We start from the raw sequence: 4,837 nt of genomic DNA, 5'->3' as shown, positions 1-4,837 counted from the left end.
CGGGGGTCAGCGGCGGCGATCTGGCCGGGATCGGCGGCATCACGCGTGACCCGATCGCTCCCCGGGCGTTCCGCATGCGCCGGTTCTATGTCCGCCCGCTATTTCGCCGCACCGGAGTGGGTCGGGCGCTGGTGACGCAGCTGATGGCGGCGGTGCCGCACGGTGCGATCGTCACGGTCCACGCCGGCGACGCCGCGGCCAGCGCCTTCTGGGTCGCCCTGGGGTTCGCGCCCGAGGCGCGCGATGGCCACACTCATGTATTGCCTCATGGTGTGTTGCCTCGTGGCGGCGGTTCGACCGCCCTCCCTACTCCGCCGCCCGACGCCCGGTGAAATGCGTACGCAGCCGGCCGATCGCCTCGCGCAGGACGGTATCGCGCTTGCAGAAGGCAAAGCGGGCGTAGTGGGTCGGCGCGTCCGACGGATAGAAGGCGGAAACCGGAATAGCGGCGACCCCGGCATGCTCAGTGATGTGGCGGCAAAAGGCGACATCGTCACCCTCGAAATTCAACGGCGTGAAATCGGCCGTGATGAAATAGGAGCCCGAACTCGGCAACACGATGAAACCGATGTCGCGCAGACCCGCGGCAAGGATGTCGCGTTTCGCCGCAAGATCGATGCCCAGGGCCGCGAAATAATCATCCGCCTTGGCGAGGCCGACGGCAACGGCGCGCTGCAGATTGGGCGGGGTGGTGAAGGTCAGGTTCTGATGGGCCCGCGCGATGAGCGTGGCGAGGCCCGCCGGTGCGGTGACATAGCCGACTTTCCACCCGGTGAGGCTGAAGGTTTTGCCGGCACTGCCAATCCGCACGCAACGCTGCCGCATGCCGGGCAGGCTCATCAACGGAATATGTTTCAGCCCGTCGAAAATCAGGTGTTCATACACTTCGTCGCAGATTGCATAGGCATCGTGCCGCGTCAGGAGATCGGCGATGAAGTCCAGATCATCGGCGCTGAACACTTTGCCGGTCGGGTTCATCGGCGAATTCAGCAGCAGCAGTTTGGTCTTCGCACCGAAAGCAGCCGCGAGTTCGGCGCGTGGCAATTCCCAGTCCGGCGGGGTGAGGCGGACGAGTCTGGCGGTGGCACCGAGCATTTTGACCACCGGCAGATAGGTATCAAAGAGCGGCTCGATCAGAACGGCTTCGTCGCCGGGGTTGAGCAGGGCCATCAGGCACGCGGTGATGGCTTCGGTCGCGCCGGAGGTGACCACGACCTCGGTGTTGGGATCGACCTCGATGCCATAGAATCGCCGGTTGGCGGCGGCCACCGCCTCGCGGAGTTCCGGAACCCCGGTCAGCGGCGGATATTGATTACGGCCATCCTTCAAGGCAGCGGCGGCGGCCTCGATCACGTCGGCCGGGCCATCGGTATCGGGAAAGCCCTGACCGAGATTGATGGCGCCGTGGGCGGCGGCCAAAGCGGACATGACCGTGAAAATTGTGGTGCCGGTCGCGTCGAGCAAATAATTGGGCGATTTCACGGTGAAGCTCCCTGGGGCGTGCAATGAGCGGCGAAGTAGCGCAAGTATCGCGCGGCATGACGGAAGGGCAAGGGGTTTGGGTCGCGCCGTTCGGAAAATGGGCATGAATTGCCCGCGTATTAGGCAGTATTTGTGCCGATTCCGTGAGCAACGCAGCGATCCCGGACGCGGGGCAGTGTTGGCACGGCATATGCATCACGAGTGTGCCGGCGGGTCGATGCCGGTGCGTGCATTTGCCCGCCGAGATAAACCAGCAACAAGGAGGGTGCCCGTCTTGGATCGGGCGTGAACCGGATGAAAAAAATCGAAGCGATTATCAAGCCGTTCAAGCTGGACGAGGTGAAGGAAGCCTTGCACGAGGTGGGGCTTCAGGGCATCACTGTGCTGGAAGCGAAAGGGTTCGGTCGGCAGAAAGGCCACACCGAATTATATCGCGGCGCCGAATACGTGGTCGATTTCCTGCCGAAGGTGAAGATCGAAGTGATCTGCGAGGATAGCGTGGCTGAGCGGGCCATCGAGGCCATTACCAATGCCGCGCGCACCGGCCGGATCGGCGACGGCAAGATTTTCGTCTCCAGCATTGAAGATGTCATTCGTATTCGCACCGGCGAAAAGGGCGAAGCCGCGATTTGATGACAACCGAAACGGCGCCGCATCCTGCGGCGTCGATCTGACCAGCAGTGAGGACCAAGATGGCGAAGAAGCCGGCCGGTAGCGGCGATGCAGTAGCAAAAGCAATTGCGATGATGAAGGAAAACGGGGCCGATTTCATCGACCTTCGGTTCACCGATCCCAGGGGCAAGTGGCAACACACGTCCCAGCATATCTCGACGATGGATGAAGACGCCTTCCGCGACGGCATCATGTTCGATGGCTCCTCGATCGCCGGCTGGAAGGCGATCAACGAATCCGACATGATCCTGATGCCCGATGCCGAAACCGCCGTGATGGACCCGTTCTCGGCCAAGCCGAGCATGATCCTGTTCTGCGACATCATCGAACCCTCGACCGGCATGGGCTATGCGCGCGACCCACGCGGCACCGCCAAGCGCGTCGAGGCCTATCTGAAATCAACCGGCATCGGCGATACCATCGTGGTCGGCGCCGAAGCCGAATTCTTCGTCTTCGATTCAGTAAAATTCGGCACCGGCGGCAATTTCGGCATGTACCAGATCGACAGCATGGAAGGCCCCGGCGCGTCGCTCAAGGACTATCCCGAAGGCAACATGGGCCATCGCCCCGGCATCAAGGGCGGTTATTTCCCGGTCCCGCCGGTCGATTCCGAAAGCGACCTGCGCGCCGAAATGCTCGCGACCATGGGCGAAATGGGCCTGCCGATCGAAAAGCACCATCACGAGGTCGCGCAATCCCAGCACGAACTCGGCACGCGGTTCGGCTCGCTGACTAAAATGGCCGACCAGATGCAGATCTACAAATACTGCGTCCACAACGTCGCCCATTCCTACGGCAAAACCGCCACCTTCATGCCCAAGCCGATCTATGGCGACAACGGCTCCGGCATGCACACCCACCAGTCGATCTGGAAGAACGGCAAACCCCTGTTCGCCGGCAACGGCTACGCCGATCTCTCCGAAATGTGCCTCTATTTCATCGGCGGCATCATCAAACACGCCAAGGCGATCAACGCGTTCACCAACCCCAGCACCAACAGCTACAAACGCCTGATCCCCGGCTTCGAAGCCCCGGTCCTGCTCGCCTATTCCGCGCGCAACCGCTCCGCCTCGTGCCGAATCCCCTACACCACCAACCCCAAAGCCAAACGCGTCGAAGTCCGCTTCCCGGACGCCTCGGCCAACCCCTACCTCGCCTATTCCGCGATCGCGATGGCCGGGCTCGACGGCATCAAGAACAAAATCCATCCGGGCGACCCGATGGACAAGGACCTCTACGACCTGCCGCCGGAAGAACTCAAAGGCATCCCGACGGTCTGCGGTTCGCTACGCGAAGCCCTCGGCGCCCTCGCCGCCGATCATGACTTCCTGCTGGCCGGCGACGTGTTCAGCAAGGAACAGATCGAAAGCTATATCGAGCTGAAATGGTCGGAAGTGTACCGGTTCGAACACACGCCGCATCCGGTCGAGTTTGAGATGTATTACTCGGTCTGAGGCGAAGTAAGGAAGTACTTCTTTTTTGTAAAAAAGAAGCAAAAAACTTTTTTAATCTGATTCGCGGGCGTTTCGCCAGTATGGATCAGAATAACAAAAGTTTTTTTGCTTCTTTTTTTTCAAAAAAAGAGGTGCTTGCTTCTCCAACCTCCTTCTCAACTGATGCCAAGCCCGAAACAAGTGCGCTGATGCATGACTCAGCACCCCCAGATCCGCCGCGCGTTGGTACCGCGTGATCCATGACGCTCCGGATCCATGTCCTCGGCGCGTCCGGCTCGGGCACCACGACCCTCGGAGCCGCTCTGGCCGGTGCCTTGGAGCTGTCTCATATCGACTCCGACGATCTTTACTGGGTCCCGACCGATCCCCCCTTCACCACCCGTCGCAGCGCCGAGGACCGTGCGCGTCTGCTGCATCAACAACTGCCGGCGTCAGGCCACTGGGTCTTCTCAGGTTCGGCGGTGCCTTGGGCCGATGAGATTGCGCCGCTCTACCGCCTGATCGTCTTTCTTCAGATCGAACCGGCGGAGCGCCTCGCGCGTCTCCGCCGGCGGGAAGCCCAACGATATGGCGCGCGGATCGAGCCGGGCGGTGACATGGCCGGCATCTACACCAACTTTCTCGCATGGGCCGCCTCCTACGATCAGGGCGGTCTCGCCCACCGTAGCCTGCTGTTGCACGAAAACTGGCTCGCCAATCAACGCGCCCCGGTTTTGCGGTTACCATCCAGCCGCCCCGTCGCGTCGCTGGTCGATGCGGTGCGCCACCGATTGTCGGCATCGTGACATTGCCCGCCGCTGTGATCATCGATATATCAATTTGACAATATCGTTTTCACAAAGGGTCAAATCTCATGAAGCTCAGCGCGCGCAACCAGATCAAGGGCAAACTCGTCAGTGTCGAAAAGGGTCAGACCACCGGCCACGTCAGGATCGACATCGGCAACGGCGTCATCATCATGGCCTCGATCACCAACGAGGCGATCGATGATCTGGCGCTGCAACCGGGTGGCGATGCCATCGCGGTGATCAAGGCCTCCGATGTGATGGTCGGGGTCTAACCCCTCCCGCATATCCGTTTCGGGGGTTTACCCCCCGAAAACGAGGGTCGGGGGTTTACCCCCCGAATACGATGGTCGGGGATTAACCCCCGAATACGATGGTCGGGGGTTTACCCCCCGAATACGATGGTCGGGGGTTTACCCCCCGACGCGGATCTGCAGTTTGATA

Annotated in this window: 7 protein-coding genes; 5 read left to right on the top strand and 2 right to left on the bottom strand. The window is 61.2% G+C overall.

The window, feature by feature from the left end:
• Positions 1 to 332, top strand: a 332-nt coding sequence (locus tag ACP5E6_RS09010; RefSeq protein ID WP_427953897.1) for a GNAT family N-acetyltransferase, incomplete at its 5' end; no start/stop codon positions are given.
• On the opposite strand, the gene ACP5E6_RS09005 is transcribed toward ACP5E6_RS09010, so the two are convergent.
• A complete protein-coding gene (locus ACP5E6_RS09005; RefSeq protein ID WP_427953896.1) occupies positions 307 to 1,482 on the bottom strand; it encodes an aminotransferase in 1,176 nt (391 codons plus the stop codon). The two genes, ACP5E6_RS09010 and ACP5E6_RS09005, sit on opposite strands and share 26 nt — an antisense overlap.
• A gap of 294 nt (positions 1,483 to 1,776) precedes the next feature.
• Here ACP5E6_RS09005 and ACP5E6_RS09000 point away from each other — a divergent pair, with 294 nt between their 5' ends.
• Positions 1,777 to 2,115, top strand: a complete 339-nt coding sequence (locus ACP5E6_RS09000; RefSeq protein WP_427953899.1) for a P-II family nitrogen regulator — start codon at positions 1,777 to 1,779, stop codon at positions 2,113 to 2,115.
• Positions 2,116 to 2,174: 59 nt separating this feature from the next.
• Positions 2,175 to 3,608, top strand: a complete 1,434-nt coding sequence (gene glnA, locus ACP5E6_RS08995; RefSeq protein ID WP_427953895.1) for a type I glutamate--ammonia ligase — start codon at positions 2,175 to 2,177, stop codon at positions 3,606 to 3,608.
• Positions 3,609 to 3,693: 85 nt separating this feature from the next.
• Here glnA and ACP5E6_RS08990 read toward each other — a convergent pair whose 3' ends face one another.
• Complete coding sequence (locus ACP5E6_RS08990) at positions 3,694 to 3,849, bottom strand: hypothetical protein (RefSeq protein WP_427953894.1); 156 nt, start codon at positions 3,847 to 3,849, stop codon at positions 3,694 to 3,696.
• Between ACP5E6_RS08990 and ACP5E6_RS08985 the strand changes: the two genes are divergently transcribed.
• Positions 3,848 to 4,393 (top strand): hypothetical protein, encoded by a 546-nt coding sequence (locus ACP5E6_RS08985; RefSeq protein ID WP_427953893.1) that lies wholly within the window; start codon positions 3,848 to 3,850, stop codon positions 4,391 to 4,393. The genes ACP5E6_RS08990 and ACP5E6_RS08985 overlap by 2 nt on opposite strands.
• Before the next feature lie 68 nt (positions 4,394 to 4,461).
• Positions 4,462 to 4,668, top strand: coding sequence for a TOBE domain-containing protein (locus ACP5E6_RS08980; RefSeq protein WP_427953892.1), 207 nt, complete (start codon positions 4,462 to 4,464; stop codon positions 4,666 to 4,668).
• Positions 4,669 to 4,837: the final 169 nt, after the last annotated feature.

Source organism: Acidiphilium sp., from assembly GCF_049977125.1.
GTDB lineage: Bacteria > Pseudomonadota > Alphaproteobacteria > Acetobacterales > Acetobacteraceae > Acidiphilium.
Note: the sequence above shows the minus strand (reverse complement) of the source record. Positions and strands in the feature narration are given on the sequence as shown.

Bases quoted from the DNA above. Each gene is read 5' to 3' on its own strand.
- ACP5E6_RS08980 (WP_427953892.1), top strand. From the start codon at position 4,462: ATGAAGCTCAGCGCGCGCAACCAGATCAAGGGCAAACTCGTCAGTGTC.
- ACP5E6_RS09000 (WP_427953899.1), top strand. From the start codon at position 1,777: ATGAAAAAAATCGAAGCGATTATCAAGCCGTTCAAGCTGGACGAGGTG.
- ACP5E6_RS08985 (WP_427953893.1), top strand. From the start codon at position 3,848: ATGACGCTCCGGATCCATGTCCTCGGCGCGTCCGGCTCGGGCACCACG.
- glnA (WP_427953895.1), top strand. From the start codon at position 2,175: ATGGCGAAGAAGCCGGCCGGTAGCGGCGATGCAGTAGCAAAAGCAATT.
- ACP5E6_RS08990 (WP_427953894.1), bottom strand. From the start codon at position 3,849: ATGGATCACGCGGTACCAACGCGCGGCGGATCTGGGGGTGCTGAGTCA.